14 protein-coding genes are annotated in these 19,399 nt (G+C 70.3%); 9 read left to right on the top strand and 5 right to left on the bottom strand.

The annotated features are described in order from the left end of the window. Positions 1-837 precede the first annotated feature (837 nt). On the top strand, positions 838-1,383 hold the full coding sequence (locus tag BLV01_RS24890) for a hypothetical protein (RefSeq protein ID WP_091806739.1): 546 nt from the start codon (positions 838-840) through the stop codon (positions 1,381-1,383). A 66-nt stretch (positions 1,384-1,449) separates the two neighbouring features. On the opposite strand, the gene BLV01_RS24885 is transcribed toward BLV01_RS24890, so the two are convergent. Next, positions 1,450-2,313 carry a hypothetical protein gene (locus BLV01_RS24885; RefSeq protein ID WP_091806736.1) on the bottom strand — a complete coding sequence of 288 codons (864 nt, stop codon included), beginning with the start codon at positions 2,311-2,313 and terminating at the stop codon, positions 1,450-1,452. Between the two features lie 369 nt (positions 2,314-2,682). Here BLV01_RS24885 and BLV01_RS24880 point away from each other — a divergent pair, with 369 nt between their 5' ends. Both BLV01_RS24880 and BLV01_RS24875 read left to right on the top strand, forming a co-directional pair. Beyond that, positions 2,683-5,829: a TonB-dependent receptor domain-containing protein gene (locus BLV01_RS24880; protein ID WP_091806733.1), complete on the top strand. Its 3,147-nt coding sequence runs from the start codon at positions 2,683-2,685 to the stop codon at positions 5,827-5,829. A 170-nt stretch (positions 5,830-5,999) separates the two neighbouring features. Next, complete coding sequence (locus tag BLV01_RS24875) at positions 6,000-6,467, top strand: hypothetical protein (protein WP_091806730.1); 468 nt, start codon at positions 6,000-6,002, stop codon at positions 6,465-6,467. Positions 6,468-6,480: 13 nt separating this feature from the next. On the opposite strand, the gene BLV01_RS24870 is transcribed toward BLV01_RS24875, so the two are convergent. Then, positions 6,481-7,275 carry a TatD family hydrolase gene (locus BLV01_RS24870; RefSeq protein ID WP_091806727.1) on the bottom strand — a complete coding sequence of 265 codons (795 nt, stop codon included), beginning with the start codon at positions 7,273-7,275 and terminating at the stop codon, positions 6,481-6,483. A 186-nt stretch (positions 7,276-7,461) separates the two neighbouring features. Here BLV01_RS24870 and BLV01_RS24865 point away from each other — a divergent pair, with 186 nt between their 5' ends. The 3 genes from BLV01_RS24865 to BLV01_RS24855 all read left to right on the top strand — a co-directional run bounded on the left by BLV01_RS24865 (position 7,462) and on the right by BLV01_RS24855 (position 11,150). Next, positions 7,462-7,926 carry a hypothetical protein gene (locus BLV01_RS24865; RefSeq protein ID WP_091806725.1) on the top strand — a complete coding sequence of 155 codons (465 nt, stop codon included), beginning with the start codon at positions 7,462-7,464 and terminating at the stop codon, positions 7,924-7,926. A 64-nt stretch (positions 7,927-7,990) separates the two neighbouring features. Continuing rightward, positions 7,991-10,537 (top strand): ATP-dependent helicase HrpB, encoded by a 2,547-nt coding sequence (gene hrpB, locus BLV01_RS24860; RefSeq protein WP_091806722.1) that lies wholly within the window; start codon positions 7,991-7,993, stop codon positions 10,535-10,537. A 250-nt stretch (positions 10,538-10,787) separates the two neighbouring features. Further along, complete coding sequence (locus tag BLV01_RS24855; RefSeq protein ID WP_091806719.1) at positions 10,788-11,150, top strand: hypothetical protein; 363 nt, start codon at positions 10,788-10,790, stop codon at positions 11,148-11,150. Positions 11,151-12,223: 1,073 nt separating this feature from the next. Here BLV01_RS24855 and BLV01_RS24850 read toward each other — a convergent pair. After that, a complete protein-coding gene (locus tag BLV01_RS24850; protein ID WP_057949753.1) occupies positions 12,224-13,321 on the bottom strand; it encodes a hybrid sensor histidine kinase/response regulator in 1,098 nt (365 codons plus the stop codon). A 252-nt stretch (positions 13,322-13,573) separates the two neighbouring features. Here BLV01_RS24850 and BLV01_RS24845 point away from each other — a divergent pair, with 252 nt between their 5' ends. Both BLV01_RS24845 and BLV01_RS24840 read left to right on the top strand, forming a co-directional pair. After that, positions 13,574-14,527: an aldo/keto reductase gene (locus BLV01_RS24845; RefSeq protein ID WP_091806713.1), complete on the top strand. Its 954-nt coding sequence runs from the start codon at positions 13,574-13,576 to the stop codon at positions 14,525-14,527. Between the two features lie 67 nt (positions 14,528-14,594). Further along, a complete protein-coding gene (locus tag BLV01_RS24840; protein WP_091806711.1) occupies positions 14,595-15,545 on the top strand; it encodes a DMT family transporter in 951 nt (316 codons plus the stop codon). 73 nt (positions 15,546-15,618) lie between these two features. On the opposite strand, the gene BLV01_RS24835 is transcribed toward BLV01_RS24840, so the two are convergent. Further along, on the bottom strand, positions 15,619-17,373 hold the full coding sequence (locus BLV01_RS24835; protein ID WP_091806708.1) for a hypothetical protein: 1,755 nt from the start codon (positions 17,371-17,373) through the stop codon (positions 15,619-15,621). 437 nt (positions 17,374-17,810) lie between these two features. Here BLV01_RS24835 and BLV01_RS24830 point away from each other — a divergent pair, with 437 nt between their 5' ends. Beyond that, the gene (locus tag BLV01_RS24830; protein WP_091806705.1) at positions 17,811-18,218 is read left to right on the top strand and encodes a hypothetical protein; all 408 of its coding nucleotides are present in this window, start codon (positions 17,811-17,813) and stop codon (positions 18,216-18,218) included. A 13-nt stretch (positions 18,219-18,231) separates the two neighbouring features. Here BLV01_RS24830 and BLV01_RS24825 read toward each other — a convergent pair whose 3' ends face one another. After that, positions 18,232-18,768, bottom strand: a complete 537-nt coding sequence (locus tag BLV01_RS24825) for a pseudouridine synthase (RefSeq protein ID WP_057949758.1) — start codon at positions 18,766-18,768, stop codon at positions 18,232-18,234. Positions 18,769-19,399 lie beyond the last annotated feature (631 nt).

The following is a 19,399-nucleotide window of genomic DNA, read 5'->3' as shown; positions in this document are numbered from 1 at the left end:
CGCGCGCATGGATGCGCGCGCGCGCCATGGGGCAGGATGCCCCTTATGGCGCGGCCCCGCGCCCGGTGCTGGACCTAGTGGCTCTTGATTCGAAAAAAGAATGCACTTTCTTTGGTTACTTTCTTTGTTGCTTTGGACAAAGAAAGTGACCCGGCCGCTTGCGGACGGAAGCTTTGGATCTTCGCTTGTCGTCGAGCGTACGAACACGCAAAGACCGAACCCACCGCGGCACGCCCCCTGTAGGAGCGGCGCAAGCCGCGACCGCGCCATCGCAGCGATTGCGAAGGTTTCGTCGTAGTTGCATTGTCGCGGTCGCGGCTTGCGCCGCTCCTACAATCGGATACGCAACTCTGCTGCCGTCGTTAACGAACGAGTGACGACAAGCGACAATCAAAGGCTTTCGTCCGTAAGCGGCCGAGTTACTTTCTTTTGGCAGCGCGCCAAAAGAAAGTAACCAAAGAAAAACGCTTGTCTAAGGTCACGAGCCACCAAGTCCAGCACCGGGCGCGGGGATGCGCCGTAAGGGGCGTCCTGCCCCTACGGCGCACGCGCGCATCCATGCGCGCGCCCTCCGGGTCTGCGCGGCATGAACCTCGTTCGCGGCTGAGAAAAAGCCCGCACAGCAACAACAGCAACAGTGTGGGACGATTCGCCGGCGCAACGCCGCCGACCCAACATCCATCGCAACGAACTCTCGCCCCAGCGCGCGCCGCATTCCCACATCGCACGACCCACAAAATGAACCGCCCTCCGGCCCCGTTGACCCCCCCTGCACCCGGCAGGCGTTACAACGAGCCCGCCCGCACCGGGCGTAATCGCCACACCCAAGGAGCCGCCATGCGCCTGATGCCCCTCGCCGCGATCGCTTCGATCGCCTTCCTCGCCGCCTGCACCGCGCCCGACAAGAGTCCGGACGGCGCCGCGACGCCGCCGGCCGAGGTCGCGGCGCCGGCCGCCGCCGATGCGGGCGCCCAGCCCGGCGCGGCGAGCGATCCCGCTGCGCCGCCGTCGGCCAAGATCGGCGCCGACCAGGTCGGCAAGCTCAGCCCGGTGCCCGCGTTCAAGGGCTTCGGCGAACACTGGAGCATCGACATCCAGTCCACCGGCGAGATGAACCACAAGGTCGACCTGACCTGGGGCAGCGGCAGCGAGAAGGCCAGCGGCACGGCGCGCTACAACGGCCAGCCGGCCGACGCGCCGAGCACGTTGATCGTGCTCAGCGGCGAGTTGAACACCAAGGCCGGCGCCAAGCCGATGATCGTGGAGATCAGCAACAAGGAATGCATCGACGACGGCGACAACAAGCACATGCACTCGGTGACCGTGCACGTCGAGGGCATGGACCGCTTCGACGGCGGTTGCGGCGACCTGGCCGTGTACTGACCCGCGCCGCGTCCGCCGCGCGCACGAACGGCCCGCATCCGCGGGCCGTTCGCTTTCGGCGGTCGCTTATCCGGGCTTGCCGGTGCGCGGCCCCGCCCCGTGCCAGCGGCGCACCAGCAGCCACGACAGCGCCGGCGCCAGCAGCAGCACCACCAGCACCACGATCACCCGCGCCGGCAGGTTCCAGTGTTCGCCGGCGAACATCGCCGGCAGCGAACCCAGCACGATCAACGCCGGCGTCAGCAGCGCCGAGACCAGCGCCGGCAGCGTGCCGGCGCCGCGGCGCATCGGCGCGATCAGCGCCGCCAGCCCGTGCACCGCGCCGACGCCGAGCGCGACCACGCTCATGCCCACGCGCTGTTCGCTGTCGCCGAGCGCGGTGAAGGCCGCGGCCAGGGTCTGCACCAGCAAGGCCACGCCGGCGCCCAGGCACAGCGCCGCCAACGCGCCGAGGATGCGGCGCTGGCGCGAGGTCCATTGCACCGGCGCGGCATCGCGGCCGCCCAGGCGCCAGGCCAGCGGCAGCGCGACCAGCGCCACCAGCAGCGACTTCGCAGCGCCCAGGCCGTCGGTCCAGGCGACCAGCGCGCGCGGGTCCAGGCGCCGCGCCAGCGAGGCCAGCCACGGCATTTCCAGCATCGACCACGCCAGCCCGAGGCCGAACAGCAGCACCAGCGCGGCCAGCACGCAGGCCCACGGCCGCGCCGGCACGCCGCGGCGGTCGGTCAGCGCGCAGGCGACGACGAGCACGCAGCCGACTGGCAGCCCGATCGAACCCAGCCACTGCGCCGGATCGAAGCGCGCGCCGTGCAGCGCCGGCAGCGAGCGCATCGCGATCGCGGTGAAGGCCGCCGACAGCGCCAGCACCAGGACGGCCAGGGTCAGCGGGACGAAGGCGGGCGAGCGGTTCTCGGCGGGGGCTGCGGACATGGGCGTCGTCGGCGGTCGGGAAAGGGGCGCGACAGGGTAGCCGCTCGCCCCGGGTCCGGGTTCGACGGCCGCCGCGCAACGGCGCATCGGCGAGCCGGGCGCATGCGCCGGGCGGGTCGAGCGTGCGCCGGATTGGTTCCGATGAAATATAGAAAGGCAAGTTCAATTGGTACCAATACTTTGCCGAGTTTTGCGCAAATATTGACCGAGTTCGAGCATCGATTAACCGCTCATCGCTGCTTTATTCATTACGAATCATATAGATAGGGCCGAATAACAGATTGTTACGTTTTTTTCTTGTGCAGCCGGCCGGGCGCGGCCTACTAATGGGTTCGGGGGCGTGGCTCACGCTGACTTTCCGGGGGAAAAATGAATACGAACGTTGACCGCGGCCCGGCGCCGCGCCGCTCGCCGTTGATGCTGGGCATCTGCCTGGCCCTGGCCGTCCCGGCCGCGCTGGCGCAACAGGCGCCGCCCGCCGCACCGGCGCCGGCCGACAAACCGGCCAGCGCGCCGACCGACCTGGACCGCCTGGTCGTGACCGGTTCGCGCATCCGCCGCGCCGGCTTCGACACCCTCGAACCGGCGACCGTGGTGACCAAGGACTACATCGCCAACCGCGGCCTGACCAACGTCGCCGACGCGCTCAACGAGATCCCCGGCTTCGGCCTGGGCATCACGCCCGAAGGCAACCAGGCCGGCTTCGGTACCGGCGTCAACTTCGTCAACCGTTTCGGCCTGGGCAGCGCGCGCACGCTGACGCTCGTCAACGGCCGCCGCTTCGTCTCCAGCGCGCCGACGACCTTGTTCGGACCGGCCGCGCCCGGCCTGCAGGTCGACCTCAACGCCATCCCGACCGCGATGGTCGAGCGCATCGAGAACATCGCCATCGGCGGCGCGCCGACCTACGGCTCCGACGCGATCGCCGGCGTGGTCAACGTGATCCTGCGCAAGGACTACGAAGGCGTCGAGTTCGGCACCAGCTACGGCGTGACCGAACAAGGCGACAACCAGCGCTACAACTTCTGGGCGCTGGTCGGCGCCGGCTTCGACGAAGGCCGCGGCAACATCACCTTCTCGTTCACCTACGACGACCAGAAGGGCGTGCTGCAGAAGGACCGCGACTACTTCCGCACCGGCTACTTCAACGCCACCAACCCGCTGGCCAGCACCATGGCCGCGGTGTTCCCGGGCCGCCAGGCCGCCACCGACGGCCGCTACAACCCGAACATCCCGTACAACACCGGCGCCAACGACGGCATCCCCAACGGCGTGATGATCCGCGACCGGCGGATCTGGACCACCCCGTTCGGCGGCCTGCTCTCGCCGACCAGCGGCCCGTTCCGCGCCGGCTCGGGCAACCTGCGTCCGAACGGCTTCGGCCCCAACCGCGACGTGGTGCTGGCGTTCGACCGCTCCGGCAACGTGGTGCCGTACAACCCGGGCACGACCTTCTCGGCCACCGACGCCAGCGGCGGCGACGGCCTGAGCCTGGTCGAGTCCGGCCAGATCACCTCCGACCTCAAGCGCATGTCGATCAACACCACGGCGCGCTGGGGGCTGACCGACAACATCGATGTGTTCATGGAAGGCTCGTTCTATTCGGCCGAGAGCACCGAGCTGGCCGACCAGTGGGTGTACAACGCGCCGCTGTTCGGCGGCCTCAGCGGCATGATCACCTTCCCGACCAGCTACGCCGGCCTCAGCGACCAGGCGCGCACCACCCTGCAGGGCCTGGGCGTGGGCGCGTTCAACCTGTCGCGCGCCTCGCGCGACCTGGTCACCAACAACGGCAGCGGCACCACCGAGCTGGGCCGCATCGTGGTCGGCCTGGAAGGCAACTTCGAGCTCGCCAATCGGGTGTTCTACTGGGAGGCCTCGGCCAACTACGGCCGCAGCGATTCGCGCTCCCACGGCACCGCGCTGGTCCAGCAGAACTTCATCAACGCGCTCAACGTGGTGCGCAACGCGCAGGGCCAGCTGGTGTGCACGCCCACGCCGATCGCCGACCTGTTCATTCCCGACGCGAACGGCCGCAACGGCAACACGCCGGTCGCCGATCCCAACTGCGTGCCGCTGGACCTGTTCGGCGAAGGCCGCCCCAGCGCCGCCGCGCGCAACTACGTGACCACCCCCACTTCGGCCCAGGCGCTGCAGGAACAGCAGGTGTTCAACGTCAACATCTCCAGCACCTTGCTGGAGATGTGGGGCGGCCCGCTGCAGTACAACGTCGGCTACGAGCACCGCAAGGAAAGCGGCCTGTTCGACCCCGGCCAGTTCCTCACCGCCGGGCTCGGCCGCTCGGTGGCGATCACGCCGCTGCAGGGCGAATACTCCACCAACGAATGGTTCGGCGAATTCGTGCTGCCGCTGGTCAACCCGGAGAAGAACTTCATCGGCCTGCGCAAGCTCGATGTGATCGGCAAGTACCGCCAGGTCGACAGCAGCATCAACGGCAAGTTCGACACCTACACCTACGGCCTGCAGTGGAAGCCGTTCGACGACCTGGAAGTGCGCGGCAACTTCACCCGCTCGCTGCGTTCGCCGTCGATCACCGAAGCGTTCCTGCCGCGCGCGACCTCGTTCCAGTTCGTGACCAACGACCCCTGCGACACGCGCTTCATCGCCGGCGGCAACCGTCCGGCCACGCGCGCGGCGAACTGCCAGGCGTTCCTGAACTACTACGGCCTGACCAACTTCACCTCCAACGCCAACGGCGCCTCGATCCAGGGCGTGTCGTCGGGCAATCCGAACCTGCGCAACGAGTCCTCCGATTCCTACAGCTACGGCTTCACCTGGGCGCCGTCGTTCCTGGAAGGACTGACGGTCACCGCCGACTACTACAAGATCGAGATCACCGACGTCATCGCCCAGCTGACCGCGCAGGACATGGCCGCGGCCTGCTTCGATTCGACCGCGTTCAACACCGCCGACATCCCCAACGCCAATGCGTTCTGCAGCCTGATCACCCGCAACGCGCCGGGCACTGCGCAGCCGGGCCAGGCGACCACGTTCAACGGCCAGTTCGTCAACGGCAAGTTCTACAACATGGAGGCGTACTCCACCGAGATCGCCTACCGTTTCGAAACCGAGCGCTTCGGCCGCTTCGCCCTGGGCATGACCGGCTACTTCCCGCGCGAGCTGACCCTGGACACCACCGGCGTCTCGCCGGACCCGGCGGTCGGCGAGATCGGCAATTCCAAGCGCCAGTACCAGTTCAGCGGCGCCTGGGAGAAGGGCGCGTGGGGCCTGAACATGGCCGCGAACTACCTCAGCAGCGCCGAGTTCAACGTGCTCAACACGCCGGAAACGCGCGACATCCTCAAGATCGACAGCTACTGGCTGTTCAACGCCGGCGCGCGCTACCGCTTCAACGATCACGCCACCGTGCGCCTGGCGGTCAGCAACCTGTTCGACAAGGACCCGCCGGCCTTCGCCCAGACCTCGGCCAACCTGTTCAGCACCTACGACATCCTCGGCCGCCGCTACAACCTGTCGTTCGAGTGGAAGTTCTGAGTTCGCGCGACAGCGACAACCAGGCCGCATAGAACGCCCGCGGCCTCGTGAGCCGGCCCGATCTCCGACGGGCCGGCTCTTTTTTTGCCTTTGATGCGGCTTCACGGCGGCCGCCGCGATGCGTTGAGCATCACGACGGCGGCGCGTCGCTGCCGATACAGGAGTCGTCCATGCGTACTTTCTTCGCCGCGGCCTGCGCGCTGGCCCTGGCCGGGTTCGGCGCCGCCGCGCACGCGCAACAGGTCACCTACCCCGCGCCGACGTTCCGCGGCGGCAACACCGACTGGCAGGTGGTGTTGAGCACGCGGCAGACGGATCTGTCGGTGGTCTACCGGCTGCGCGTCCAGCAAGCCGCCGATCCGCTGAGCAGCGACCTGCGCCAGCGCAGCGCCGCGACCGGCGAGTACGAACTGACCGGCACGATCGGGGTGGAAAAGACGTCGGTGACGGTGAAGATCGTGCCGGTGCCGCTGGGCGGCGCATGCACGATCGACAACGGCCTGATGGGCGACGTCTACGGCCGCTTCGCCTACTCGATCAAAGTGATTCCGGAGAAATCCAAGCCGATTTCGACCAGGGCCGCCCACAAGCCGTGGCCGGCGGAATGGTCCGGTTGCGGCAACTTCACCATGGACTGAGCGCGCGCCGCCGTCAGCGCGGCGGCAGGCGGAAGAACGCGGTCGCCGTCGCGGTGCTGTGGGCGGCGGCGGTCGCCGCGTCCTCGCCGCGGTCGCGCGCGAGTTCCTCGACGATGTGCGCCAGGTACATCGGCTCGTTGCGTCGGTGCGACGGCGCCGGCTTGACCGTGCGCGGCAGCAGGTAAGGCGAGTCGGTCTCGATCATCAGCCGCTGCGCCGGAATGTGCTTGACCAGCTCGCGCAGGTGCAGGCCGCGGCGTTCGTCGCACAGCCAGCCGGTGATGCCGATGTACCAGTCGCGGTCGAGGTAGGCGAACAGCTCCTCGCGCGTGCCGGTGAAGCAGTGCACCACCGCCGGGCCGATCCGGCCGTCGAAGTTCTTCATCATCGCGACGAAGTCATCGTGCGCGTCGCGCTGGTGCAGGAACAGCGGCTTGCCGGTGTCGGCCGCGGTTTGCAGCTGCATTTCGAACGCGCGCCGCTGGGCCGGGCGCGGCGAGAAGTCGCGGAAGTAGTCCAGGCCGCACTCGCCGACCGCGACCACCTCGTCGTGGGCCAGCAGCGCGCGCATTTGCGCGTCGCATTCGGCGGTGTACTCGCTGGCATGGTGCGGATGCACGCCGGCGGTGGCGAACAGCTCGCCCGGGTGCTGCCGCGCCAGGTCCAGCGCCTTGGGCGAATGCTCGCGGCTGGCGCCGGTGATCACCATGCGCGCGACGCCGGCCTCGCGGGCGCGCTGCAGCACCGCGTCGCGGTCGTGGTCGAAGCTGTCGTGGGTGAGGTTGGCGCCGATGTCGATCAGTTGCATGGGGCGGAGCGCAAGCGGGGGCAGCGCGCAGTGTAGAGGCTCGCCGCGGCCGGCCCAAGCCGCGCCGGCGGCGACGGGCCGCCGCCGCCCAGGCGCGCGCTGCAGTCCCCGTCCCGGTTCACAGCGCTCGCGCGGCCGCGTTGCTTGCACACGCACGGCGGCATCCGTCCGCCACAGGAGACTTGCATGCGCACTGCCTCGTTCTGCCTGGCCGCCTTGCTGGCGGTGGCCGGCCTGCTGCCCGCTGCCGCGCCCGCCGGCGCGCCGAACTTCCCCGCGCGCGATTTCGAGGGCGGCAACCGCGTCCCGGCCTGGCAGATCGCGCTCAAGCCGGCGGAGGCCGGGCTGGTGCGGTTCCGGCTGAGCAGCCCGCGCGGCGTCGTCATCGCCGAAGGCACGCTGAAATCGGCCGCGCCGGTGATCGTGTTGCCGGCCTTCGGCGAACTCAAGGGCGAGTACGGCCTGGCCGGCCCGGTCACCATCGGGCAGCGCTTGCGGCCGATGCAGGTGTTGATCGGGCCGAGCCGCAAGGGCGCGCCTTGCGAGGATTCGAACGGCAAGAAATACGGCCAGGCCGTGTTCATCGCGATCGGCGACGAGCGCGATCCCGATACGCTGTATTACGGCTGCGGCGAATACACCCAGCCCTGAGCGGCGCGGCCTGGCGCCGGCCGCGCCATTCCGGCGGCCGCCGCCGGTCCGTATCCTTGCGCGGGTGAACACGCCCGCCTTCCCCATCGATCCGCTGTTGCCGCAGATCCGCGCCAGCCTCGCCGCCCACCCGCGCCTGGTGCTGGAGGCCCCGCCCGGCGCCGGCAAGACCACCCAGGTGCCGCCGGCGCTGCTCGACGCGCCGTGGCTGGACGGCCGCCGGATCGTGATGCTGGAACCGCGCCGCGTGGCCGCGCGCGCCGCGGCCAACTTCATGGCGCGCCAGCGCGGCGAGGCCGCCGGCGACACCGTCGGCTACCGCATCCGCTTCGAGAACAAGGTCGGCCCGCGCACCCGCATCGAAGTGGTCACCGAGGGCATCCTGACCCGGATGATCCAGGACGACCCCACGCTCGAGGGCGTCGGCGCGCTGCTGTTCGACGAATTCCACGAGCGCCACCTCGCCGCCGACCTCGGCCTGGCGCTGGCGCTGGACGTGCAGGCGTCGCTGCGCGAAGACCTGCGCATCGTGGTGATGTCGGCCACCCTCGACGGCGAGCGGCTGGCGCAGTTCCTCGACGCGCCGCGGCTGAGCAGCGCCGGGCGCAGCCATCCGGTGCGGATCGGGCATTACCCGGCGCGGCGCGAGGAAAAACTCGAACACCAGCTCCGGCGCGCGGTCGAACACGCGCTGGCCGCGCATCCGGGCGACGTGCTCGCGTTCCTGCCCGGCCAGCGCGAGATCGCCCGCGCCGACGCCGCGCTGGCCGCCAGCGAAACCGCGCGCGGCGTGGACGTGCTGGCCCTGCACGGCGAGCTGCCGGTGGAGCAGCAAAGCCGCGTGCTCCAGCCCGACCCCGACGGCCGCCGCCGGGTGGTGCTGGCGACCAACGTCGCCGAATCCAGCGTGACCCTGCCCGGCGTGCGCGTGGTGATCGACTCGGGCCTGGCGCGCGAGCCGCGCTACGACCCCAACAGCGGCTTCGCCCGGCTCGACGTGGTCGCCATCGCCCAGGCCTCGGCCGACCAGCGCGCCGGCCGCGCCGGCCGCGTCGCCGACGGCTGGGCGTATCGGCTGTGGCCGGAATCGCAGCGCCTGGAGCCGCAGCGGCGGCCGGAGATGGCGCAGGTCGAACTGGCCGGGCTGGCGCTGGAACTGGCCGCCTGGGGCGATGCCGGCCTGCGTTTCCTCGACGCGCCGCCGCCCGGCGCGATGGCCGCGGCGCGCGAACTGCTGCTGCGCCTGGGCGCGCTGGAACCCGGCGCCGGCGCGCAACCGGCGATCACCGCGTTCGGCCGGCGCATGCTCGCGCTGGGCACCCATCCGCGCCTGGCGGCGATGCTGCTGGCGCCGCGCGAGGCCGGCGAACGCGCCCTGGCCTGCGACCTGGCCGCGTTGATCGAAGCGCGCGACCCGCTGCGCAGCGGCGGCGACGCGCTGCACGCGCGCTGGCAGGCGCTGGCCGCGTTCCGCGCCGGCCGCGCGCCGGCCGAGGCGTCGCGCTCGGCGCTGGCCGCGCTCGACCAGGCCAGCAAGCAATGGCGCCGCCGCCTGCGCGTGGACCATCCGCCGCCGGCCTCGGTGCCGGCGCACCGGCTCGGCGACCTGCTGCTGCACGCGTTTCCCGACCGCATCGCGCGCCAGCATCCGTCCGATGCGTACCGCTACCAACTCGCCAACGGCCGCAGCGCCCGGTTGTTCGACGACAGCGCGGTCTACGGCGAGCCGTGGCTGGTGGTCAGCGAACTGCGCGACGACCCGCGCGACGCGCGCATCCTGCGCGCCGCGCCGCTCGACCTGGCGAGGCTGGAGCGCGAATTCCCGCAGCGCTTCGTCAGCGAAGACCGGGTGGTGTGGGACGCCGGCGCGCGCGCGATCGCGGCGGTGCGCGAGCGCCGCTTCGACCGCATCGTGATCGACAGCCGCGCGCTGGCGCGGCCCGACCCGGCGCGCTACGCCGACGCCTTGGTCGACGCGGTGCGCCAGCTCGGCCTGGACGCGCTGCCGTGGACGCCGGGCCTGCGCCAGTGGCGCGCGCGCGTGCGCTGCCTGCGCGAGTGGATGCCCGAACTCGCGCAGGGCGAGACGCCGCTGCCGGACCTGTCCGATGCGGCCTTGCTGGAACGCCTGGACGCATGGCTCAAGCCCGCGCTCAGCGGCAAGAGCCGGCTCGACGCGCTCGACGAAGCGGCGTTCGGCGACGCCTTGCGCTCGCTGTGCGATTGGTCGTGGCGGCACAGACTCGACGCGCTCGCGCCGACCCGCATCGTCGTGCCCTCGGGCATGGAACGGGCGATCGAGTACGGCTACGACGATCACGCCGACGACGGCCGCGGCGCCGCGCAGCCGCCGGTGCTGGCGGTGAAACTGCAGGAGCTGTTCGGCCTCGCCGACACCCCGCGCATCGCCGAGGGCCGCGTGCCGCTGACCCTGCACCTGCTCTCGCCCGCCGGCCGGCCCTTGCAGGTCACCCAGGACTTGCGCGGCTTCTGGGAGCGCACCTACCCGGAGGTGAAGAAGGAAATGAAAGGCCGCTATCCCAAGCATCCGTGGCCCGACGATCCGTGGACGGCGAAGGCCACGCACCGGGCCAAGCCGCGCGGCACCTGATCCGTGCCTGGCGCCATCCGCGCCGGGCCGCATTGCGTGCGCCGTTCGCGGTTTCGCCCGCTGCCCGCGCGAGCGGCGCACGCCGCGACCGCGCCCACCCGCGCACGACGCGACCCTGTCGTCGTATCCTCTGGCGTCGCATTCAGCCCGCAGCCATCCCGTTTCGCCTGCGCTCACAGAATTTCAACGCTGGCGCACCGACACTGGAACCCGATTTTCTCCCCGCTCCCTCTCATCCAGGACCGACACGATGAGCAAGTTCGATTCCCTGCCCGACCGCGCACTGGAACTGGTGCACGCGATCAGCGCCAACCTCAAGGAAGCCGCGCCCAAGGCGGGCCAGTGGCTCGACACCGGCGCCAAGTTCGGCGTGGTCAAGGCCGGCGCCCGCACTGCCGGCGGCTTCATCCGCCGCAACCCGGTGGTCGCCGTGGCCGCAGTCGCCGGCGCCGGCCTGCTGTGGTACGCCGCCGCCCGCCGCAAGGCGCGGCAACAGGCCGAAGGCGAGCCGATCGAAGGCTCCGCGCGCCGCATCGACGCGCGGCGCGCCTCGCCGGGCGCCGGCCGCCGCCGCAGCACCCGCAACACCGCGGAGGACACCGCCGGCGAGTAAGCCGCGGTTGCTTTCGCAACGCGCAGTACGCCGGGATCCGGTATGCTGGAGCGAAAAAAGCCGACGCGCGAGCGTCGGCTTTTTTGTTTGCGTGGGACTCAGGCGATGAGTTCGTTCCGGGGTATTGCGAGTGGGTTGGCGTTTTCGCCGTAGTCCGATTGTCGCGGTCGCGGCTCGCGCCGCTCCTACAGGGGCTCGGGCGCTACGGCCGCAGCCCATCCTTTCGTCGTTCCGGCGAAAGCCAGAATCCAAAAAGTCCTGCCGTTGCCGTTGCTGTTTGCCCGGACGCAACCCACGCGAAGCACATGTGCCGCAGCCCCGGAGGGTGCGCGCATGGATGCGCGCGCGCGCCAGGGGGCAGGATGTCCCTTATGGTGCGGCCCGCGCCGCTGCGAGCCATAGTGGCTCTTGATCCGAAACAGCAATGCCTTTTCTTTAAGCGTACCAACACGCAAAGGCCGAACCCACCGCGGCACGCCCCCTGTAGGAGCGGCGCAAGCCGCGACCGCGCCATCGCAATAACGGCGAAAGTTTCGTCGGAGGTGTGTTGTCGCGGTCGCGGCTTGCGCCGCTCCTACAGTCGGATACGAAACCACACTGTCGTCATTCCGGTTGATCTTTCTGTTGCTTTCGACGTTAGCGATGTATCGGGTGACGACAAGCGGCAATCAACAGCTTTCGTCCGCAAGCGGCCGAGTTACTTTCTTTTGGCAGCGCGCCAAAAGAAAGTAACCAAAGAAAAACGCTTTTCTAAAGTCACCAGCCACTAAGTCCAGCACCGGGCGCGGGGCCGCGCCATAAGGGGCATCCTGCCCCATGGCGCGCGCGCGCATCCATGCGCGCGCCCTCCGGGGCTGCGGAGCAGGTGCTTTGCGTGGGGTTCCGTCCGAGCGAACGGCAACGGCTAGAGCAACGGAAACGGCCCCAGCAACGGCAGCGGCAGCGGCAGCGGCAAGATCAAGAAGCATTCCGCCTTTCGTCGGAACCACGGCCGGCGATGTGCGCCTTCAGGGGAAGCGGTCTGCGGCATGCGCGGCCTCGCGATGCGGCCGCGCAGATCCGCCACCGATCGATCAGGCTTCCGGCAACTCGATGATGAACCGCGAGCCGCCGTGCTTGCGTTCCTCGTACCACAACTGCCCGCCGGCGTTGACCACGATCTGCTTGGCCAGCGACAGGCCCAGCCCGCTCGACAGGCCGTCGTCGATGTCGGCCTCGTGCAGGCGCACGAACGGCTTGAACAGTTCGCGCTGGCGCGCGACCGGGATGCCGGGGCCGCGGTCGGCGACGATCAGTTGCCAGAAGCCGGGCGCGCTGTTGCGCGCGGCCAGGGTCAGGTCGCTGCCGGGCGCGTATTTCATCGCGTTGGTGACCAGGTTCTCGCTGACCTGGCGCAACACCCGCGGGTCCATCGCGACCTGCGCCGCGCCGTTCGCCGGCGGCTGCACCTGCACGCGGATGCCGCGCGCGTCGAGCTGCATCTCGTAGCGGCGCACCAGCCAGTCCAGGGTCTCGGCGAGGTCGGCGCGGATGCCTTCTTCCTGTTCGGCGCGCTCGCGGTGGCCGGCCTGGCTTTCCAGGTAGTGGCGGATGTAGCCCAGCGCGTCGTCGGCGCTTTCGTGGATCATCTGCAGGTAGCGCGGCACGCGCTCGGGCTTGCAGCCGTTGTTGATCAGCAGGTCGCTGGCGAACAGCACGCTGGTCAGCGGGTTCTTGAGATCGTGGGCGACCAGGTTGACCAGTTCCTCGCGCTCGCGCGCGACCCGTTCCAGGCGGTCGCGGGTGAGCTTGAGGCCGACGTGGGCGTTGACCCGCGCCAGCAGTTCTTCGGGCAGGAACGGCTTGGTGACGTAGTCGACCACGCCGGCGTCGAAGGCGCGCAGCAGCAGGTCGCGGTCGTGGGCGGCGGTGACGAACACCACCGGCACGCGCAGCGGCGAGTCGGCGCGCAGCGCGGCCATGACTTCGAAGCCGTCCATGCCCGGCATCATCACGTCGAGCAGGATCAGGTCGGGCGGGGATTGCGCGTACAGCTCCAGGGCCTCGTCGCCGGTCGAGGCGGCGACCACTTCGTAGCCCTGTCGGGACAGCAGCGCGGTCACCACGCGCAGATTGGCGGCCTGGTCGTCGACGACCAGGATGCGACCGGTGGATGTCGCGGGAGTGCTCACGTCCTGTAAATCTCCTGGAGCCGTGGGATCGCCATGCGATTCACACGAATTTCGCATAAGTGAATCGAATGGAAATCGTGTGGCAAGTTAACAGAAACCTTCACGCAAAGGCGGAACCGACGCCTGGATTGATGAATGGTTCACGCCTATGCGACGACTGGCCGCAGTCAGCAACGCGGCGTTGCAAATTCCGTTGCGGTCGCACCGTTTGCGGCGGCGCATCATGAACATCCACGCATTAAGGAAACCGCAATGAACCTGCGTCCGCTCGGCCGTTCTTCCCTGTCCGTGGCCCCGCTGGCCTTCGGCTGCAACGTGTTCGGCTGGAGCGCCGACGAGGCCGCCAGTTTCGCCTTGCTGGACGCGTTCACCGAGGCCGGATTCGCGCTGGTGGACACCGCCGATGTGTATTCGGCGTGGGTGCCGGGGAATCAGGGCGGCGAATCCGAACGCATCATCGGCCGCTGGCTGGCCCAGGGCGGCGGCCGCCGCGAGCGCGTGGTCATCGCCACCAAGCTCGCCAAGTGGGCGCCGCGGCGCGGCCTGGCGCCGGCCAACATCCAGGCGGCGGTGGAAGACTCGCTGCGCCGGCTCGGCACCGAGGTCGTCGACCTGTACCAGGCGCACGAAGACGATGCCTCGGTGCCGCTGGAGGACACGCTGGGCGCGTTCGCCCGGCTCATCGAACAGGGCAAGGTGCGCGCGATCGGCGCCTCCAACTATTCGGCCGCGCGCCTGGCGCAGGCGCTGGACCTGTCCGAACGGCTGGGTCTGCCGCGCTACGAAACCCTGCAGCCGCAGTACAACCTGTACGACCGGGCAGGGTTCGAGGCCGAACTGGAACCGCTGGTACGCGCGCGCGGTGTCGGCGTGATCGGCTACTACTCATTGGCCAGCGGCTTCCTGACCGGCAAGTACCGCAGCCGCGCCGACCTGGGCAAGAGCCGGGCGCGTGCGGGTGCGGTGGAGCAATACCTGGACGCGCGCGGCCTGCGCATCCTGGCCGCGCTCGACGAGGTGGCCGCCGGCCACGGCGCGACCCCGGCGCAGGTGGCGCTGGCCTGGCTGATCGCGCGGCCGTCGGTGACCGCGCCGATCGCCAGCGCGACCAGCGTGGCGCAGTTGCAGGAGCTGCTCGCGGCGGCGCGGCTGTCGCTCAAGCCCGACGAGATGGCCGCGCTGGACGCGGCCAGCGCCGGCGGCTGAGGCGGCGGCGCCGCGCAACCGACCTCCGCCCATCGCCTTCGTCTCCCGCCACCGCTACGAGCCCACCGTGCCCCACGCCACCGCTTCCGCCCGCCGTACCGGCGTCGCCCTCGCCGCCGCCGGCGCGGTGCTGTTCTCGGCCAAGGCCATCCTGGCCAAGCTGCAATACCGTTTCGGCGTCGACTCGGTGCAGGTGCTGACCCTGCGCATGACCTTCTCGCTGCCGCTGTTCGCCGCGCTGGCGGTGCGCGAGCAGCGCCGCGCGCGCGCCCGCGACGCGCTGCCGACCCGGCGCGACTGGGGCCTGATCCTGGTCCTGGGCGTGCTCGGCTATTACCTGTCCAGCCTGCTCGACTTCTGGGGCCTGGAGCACGTGCCGGTCTCGCTGGAGCGGCTGATCCTGTTCCTCAACCCGACCATCGTGCTGCTGATCGGCCTGTTCGCGTTCGGCCGCCGGGTCGCCGCGCGCGAGTGGATCGCGCTGGCGGTCAGCTACGCTGGGGTGGTGCTGGTGATGGTCGAGAACCTGCGCGTGGAAGGCGAGCACGTGCTGTTCGGCAGCGCGCTGGTGCTCGGCGCGGCGGTCAGCTACGCGCTGTACCTGGCGCTGTCGGGCGAACTGGTCAAGCGCCTGGGCTCGTTGCAGCTGGTGGCCTGGGCGATGATCGTGTCGACCGCGGCGGTGACGATCCATTACCTGGTCGCGCGCGATCCCGCCGCCTTGTTCGGCCTGCCCTGGCAGGTCTACGCCCTGGCCGTGGCCAACGCGGTGCTGTGCACCTTTCTGCCGGTGACTTTCACCATGGCCGCGGTCGGGCGCCTGGGCGCCGGCACCGCGGCGCAGTTCTCGGTGATCGGGCCGGTGTCGCTGGTGTTCCTGGGTGCCTGGGTGCTCGGCGAGAAGATCACCGCGATCCAGCTGATCGGCACCGCGGTGGTGCTGGGCGGGGTGTTGCTGCTGAGCCGGCCGGGCGCGAATTCGGTGCCGGTGGCGGCGGCGCAGAAGCCGTCGGACTGAGCGCGGCGCACGCCGGCCCGAAACGCGAACAGGCGCCCGCAGGCGCCTGTCCGCATCGCGTTGCCGTTGCGGCTCAGTGGGTGGCCAGCAGCGGCGCGCGGATCGCCTCCTCGAACACCGCGCCGGACAGGCACAGGTTGTTCTGCAGCCCGGCCAGGTCGGACTGGCGGCGGACCAGGTCGCCGTAGGTGCGCGGCGCGGCGGTGAACGGGTCGGGCATGGTGAAGGTGCTCGGCGCGGCCAGGGTGCCGTTGCCGACCAGGAACCGCGACAGCGCCGCCTGCGCGCCGGAATTGCGCGTGGACACGTGCATGAAGTTGGTGTCCTGGGTCTCGCGGCCGTGGCAGGCGTCGCAGGTGTTCAGCGAGAAGTCGCGGCGCAGGTTGCTGGCCACGCCGGGCGCGTTCCAGGCCTGCTGCGGGCTGATGTTGCGCACCGAACCGGTCGCCATCGGCTGGCCCAGGTAGCTCAGCGGGATGTCGTAGGTGCCGGCGCCGATCGCCGCGGCGTTGGTGTTGATGAAGCTGGCCAGCACCGAGGTGTTGTTGAGCGAGTGGTGCGGGGTCAGCTTGGCCAGGGTCATCGCCAGCTGGCCGCCGCCGCGCGGCAGCCGGAATTCTTCCAGCATCCACGGGGTTTGCAGGAACTCGTTGCTGCGCACCTGGTTGATCGCGCTGCGGTTGGGCTTGGACGGCGCCGCGTTGGCGGCGGTGAAGCCGTCGGTGAGCGCCTGCAGCGCGCTGTTGTAGGCCGGCGAGCCCAGGCTCATCGAGCCCAGCGCGCCCCAGCGGCGCGCCAGCGAGCGCACCGCGGAGCAGCCGCGCGCCTGCTGGGCGTATTCGGTGATCACCAGCCCCGGCAGCGCGGTGCAGGTGCCGTTGGCGTTGCGCCGGATCATGCCGAAGATGAAGCGGCCTTCGCCGGCGTCGCCGCCGCCGTAGCTGCCGTTGCTGCGCAGGTCCATGCGGTTGACGATCGCTACCAGCCGGAACGGCGACTTGTTCAGGTCGAGCTCGCCGGTGCTGGCCACGGTCGGCCACAGCGCCAGGATCTGCGAATTGAGCTGCGCCCGCGCCGGCACCGGGAAGGTGTTGATGACGCCGCCGGCGCTCCAGTTGGTCAGCCAGTTCTTGACGAAGGCCGAGGGCGAGATCCCGCTGACCGGCTGGTTGGCCATGTTGGTCATCAGGGTCTTGAAGGTCCACGCGCCGTTGGGATTGCCCACGCCGGTGCACGCGTCGAAGGTGCGGGTCGGGTCCTCGACCACGCGCGGGTCGGTGATCAGCAGCGAGCGCTCCGGACGCACCACCGCCGGCGGCCCGAACACCACCGGGAACGGAACGCGGATCGGCTGCGCGGCGGCGATCTGGTCCCTCAGCTTGCCCGGGTCGAGGAAGGCCACCGGCGCTTCGCTGAAGAACTCGCGGCCGACGAAGCTCGGCACGGTCAGTTGCTGCCCGGCCTGGCTCTGGCGTTCGGCCTGTTCCTGGACGAAGCCGTCGAAGTCGAACGGGATCGCGGCGCGGTAGATCTCCGGCACCTTGTCGTCGCGCTGCAGGGTCACCGGCCGGTCGCCGATGTTGAACGGAATCTGCGCCGGCAGGTCCTGGCCCTTGGCGTACTGCAACTGCAGCACGGCATCGCCGGCGGAGGACTGCGGGGTCGGGGTGATCACGATGTCCTCGACCACCGGCGGGGCCAACTCGAACGGCGTCGGCGCATCGGCCTTGGGCACCGCGCTGCCGGCCGCGGGCGGGTAGAGCAGGTAGACGGCCCCGGCGGCGAGGGCCAGGCCGGCGCCGAGGGTCAGGGAACGCAGGGTGGACATGGGTCGGGCTCCTCCGGTGAGCAGACCGCGAGTGGCGTAGCGCCAGGCGCGTAGCTGTCGCCGACGCTAAAGCCGCGCGCGCGGCCGGCGCCAGCGGCGCGGCGGGATCAAACCGGGTCGGTTTCTCAGTGAACCCGGCGAGCTGCGAAAGCGGTCGCGCTTGCGATGCGCGCGGATTCGCATTCGGCGGTGAGCGAAGGTGAGGGTGAACGATGCGGGCGGCGGACAGACGGCCCGTCGTGGGCGCGGTCGCCGTGGCGGCGTCGGCGTCGGTGCGGTCGGCGACGCTGGCGGCACTGGGCCGTGTCGGCCGCGACAGCGCCGGGCGGCGCCGTCGCGGGGCGCCGGCGCGCCGGGCCGGGCGTGACCTTCGAGTCTCGCCAGCGCGCGAGCGATCCGCGAAAATGCGCGCCCCCACTGCGCCCGGAACGCCGCGCATGCAACGACTCCTGCTGCTGATCGTCCTGGTCGCGGCCGCCGCCTTCGCCTACCTGCACTGGTTCGCCGCGCCGGCGCCGCGCTACAGCCTCGCCGCGATCGAACGACAACCGGTGCCGCGCGCGGAGTTCTTCGCCCTGTGGCGCGAGGCGGCCTACGACCTGTGCGCGCCCGGCCGCAGCGGCAGCGAGCGGGTCGGCGCCGCAGCATGCCGCGCCCACGTGGAGCGCGCCCACGAGCGCTGCGTGGCCCGCGCGGGCGCCGGCGCGCCGGCGACGATCGCGGATCAGGCCGAATCGCGGCGCTGGGCCCGGCCTTACCTGGACTGCGTCCTGCCGGCACCGGCGGCGTGCGGCGGCGTGCCGGTGCGCAGCGACGAAGACGCGCGGCGGCACTGCCCGCCGTGAGCGCGGCGCGCGGCTAGAGCGCGCGCCACTGGCCAGGCGCCAGCCCGTCGAGCCGGTGCGGGCCGATCGCGACCCGGATCAACCGCAGCGTCGGCAGGCCCACCGCCGCGGTCATGCGCCGCACCTGGCGGTTGCGGCCTTCGCCGATGCTCAACTCCAGCCAGGCATCGGGCACGGTCTTGCGGAAGCGCACCGGCGGATCGCGCGGCCACAGCCAGTCCGGCGCCGCGACCGCGCGCGCCTGCGCCGGCAGGGTCGGCCCGTCGTTCAACTCGACCCCGTCGCGCAGGCGCCGCAACTGCGCCTCGTCCGGCGCGCCTTCGACCTGGACCAGATAAGTCTTGGCCTGCTTGTGGCGCGGATCGGTGAGGCGATGGGCGAGGGTGCCGTCGTCGGTGAGCAGCAACAGCCCCTCGCTGTCGTGGTCCAGGCGCCCGGCGGCATAGACCCCGGCCGGCAGCCCGAACCCGGCCAGGGTCGGCTTGGGCGGCTGGCTGCGGTCGGTGAACTGCGAGAGCGCGCCGTAGGGTTTGTTGAGGGCGATGAGCATCGGGTCGGGCGGTGGGTGGTGCGCAGGCTATTTTGCGCCTGAGTGCGGGCTTGGGGCATGCGGTTGGGCGGGTGCGATGTTCGATTGCGCAGGCGACGGTGTTGCGGGTCGGCGCGGCGGGTCGGTAATGGTTGCTGCTGTTGCTGTTGCTTTATCTGCACCTCGAACGAGGCCTCGGTTGCGCAGACCCGCAGGGCGCGCGCATGGATGCGCGCGTGCGCCGTAGGGGCAGGAAGCCCCTTACGGCGCATCCCCGCGCCCGGTGCTGGACCTAGTGGCTCGTGACTTTAAAAAGCGTTTTTCTTTGGTTACTTTCTTTTGGCGCGCTGCCAAAAGAAAGTAACTCGGCCGCTTGCGGACGAAAGCTCTTGATTGTCGCTGGTCGTCACTCGTCAACGACGGCAGTGCAGTCGCGTATCCGACTGTAGGAGCGGCGCGAGCCGCGACCGCGACAAAACAACTTACGACGAAACTTACGCAATCGCCGCGCTGGCGCGGTCGCGGCTTGCGCCGCTCCTACAGGGGGCGTGCCGCGGTGGGCTCGGTCTTTGCGTGTTCTTACGCGTGACGACAAGCCACCATCCAAAGCTTCCGTCCGCAAGCGGCCGGGTCACTTTCTTTGTCCAAAGCA

Source organism: Lysobacter sp. yr284 (assembly GCF_900107375.1).
Lineage (GTDB): Bacteria > Pseudomonadota > Gammaproteobacteria > Xanthomonadales > Xanthomonadaceae > Lysobacter.
Note: the sequence above shows the minus strand (reverse complement) of the source record. Positions and strands in the feature narration are given on the sequence as shown.

Coding starts and splice junctions, on each gene's coding strand:
- BLV01_RS24825 (WP_057949758.1), bottom strand. CDS start 18,768: ATGCTCATCGCCCTCAACAAACCCTACGGCGCGCTCTCGCAGTTCACC.
- BLV01_RS24830 (WP_091806705.1), top strand. CDS start 17,811: ATGCAACGACTCCTGCTGCTGATCGTCCTGGTCGCGGCCGCCGCCTTC.
- BLV01_RS24890 (WP_091806739.1), top strand. CDS start 838: ATGCGCCTGATGCCCCTCGCCGCGATCGCTTCGATCGCCTTCCTCGCC.
- BLV01_RS24880 (WP_091806733.1), top strand. CDS start 2,683: ATGAATACGAACGTTGACCGCGGCCCGGCGCCGCGCCGCTCGCCGTTG.
- BLV01_RS24875 (WP_091806730.1), top strand. CDS start 6,000: ATGCGTACTTTCTTCGCCGCGGCCTGCGCGCTGGCCCTGGCCGGGTTC.
- BLV01_RS24835 (WP_091806708.1), bottom strand. CDS start 17,373: ATGTCCACCCTGCGTTCCCTGACCCTCGGCGCCGGCCTGGCCCTCGCC.
- BLV01_RS24865 (WP_091806725.1), top strand. CDS start 7,462: ATGCGCACTGCCTCGTTCTGCCTGGCCGCCTTGCTGGCGGTGGCCGGC.
- BLV01_RS24885 (WP_091806736.1), bottom strand. CDS start 2,313: ATGTCCGCAGCCCCCGCCGAGAACCGCTCGCCCGCCTTCGTCCCGCTG.
- BLV01_RS24870 (WP_091806727.1), bottom strand. CDS start 7,275: ATGCAACTGATCGACATCGGCGCCAACCTCACCCACGACAGCTTCGAC.
- BLV01_RS24845 (WP_091806713.1), top strand. CDS start 13,574: ATGAACCTGCGTCCGCTCGGCCGTTCTTCCCTGTCCGTGGCCCCGCTG.
- BLV01_RS24855 (WP_091806719.1), top strand. CDS start 10,788: ATGAGCAAGTTCGATTCCCTGCCCGACCGCGCACTGGAACTGGTGCAC.